General features: G+C 44.8%; 1 protein-coding gene. It reads left to right on the top strand.

Annotated features, from left to right (window positions below):
• Positions 1–830 (top strand): CD3337/EF1877 family mobilome membrane protein (locus DWW13_RS19630; RefSeq protein WP_442857779.1); only part of this gene is annotated, 830 nt, incomplete at both ends.

Here is an 830-nt window from a genome sequence, read left to right as displayed (position 1 = left end):
AATGAGTTTTCATCAGACATCAGTACCGCTTCTTTGGACTTTGGAACAAAAATCATGCTCCCCAACTCTGACAGCGAGGGCAAGGACAGCGTGGACTTGATACGGGACAGCTTATTTTCTATTCAAGTACAACAGCCGTGGCTACTTCTACAATTCGGTAACAGCAACGCAGAGGAAATCGGGACAGACCGTGTTGAAGCTCTGGTATCGGCAAGCCCAGAGGACGAGGACGGAAAGACCAGAGAGGAAGTCGTGAAAACAGAAATCGAGGATAACGACAACAACAATCTGACGATACCGCAGGTGGTAAACCGTTTGGGTATGGTGTTTTTCCTACTGTTCTTCAACTTAGGGATAACGATATTTGTATTCTTGCTTACAGGCATGATGTTGTTCAGCCAGATACTTTTTATTATATTCGCTATGTTTTTACCTATCAGCTTTTTACTTTCCATGATACCGAGCTATGAAAGCATGGCAAAGCAGGCAATCGTGAGGGTATTTAATACCATAATGACACGTGCAGGAATAACGCTCATTGTAACGGTAGCGTTCAGTATTTCCAGTATGTTTTACAATATTTCCACGGACTATCCGTTTTTCATGGTGGCGTTCTTGCAGATAGTATGTTTCGCTGGTATCTATATGAAGCTGGGCGACTTAATGAGTATGTTCTCGCTTAATGCTAACGACAGTCAAAGCATGGGACGAAGAATTTTCCGCAGACCGTATCTGTTTATGCGACATAGGGCTAGACGTATGGAACACCGTATTGCAAGGGCGGTAAGTGCTGGCGGTATTTCGGGCGGTGTGGCTGGTGCAGTAGCTGG

Source organism: Blautia sp. AF14-40 (assembly GCF_003479665.1).
GTDB lineage: Bacteria > Bacillota > Clostridia > Lachnospirales > Lachnospiraceae > Fusicatenibacter > Fusicatenibacter saccharivorans.
The sequence above is the reverse complement of the archived record's forward strand: the minus strand, read 5'-3'. Positions and strand labels throughout refer to the sequence as shown.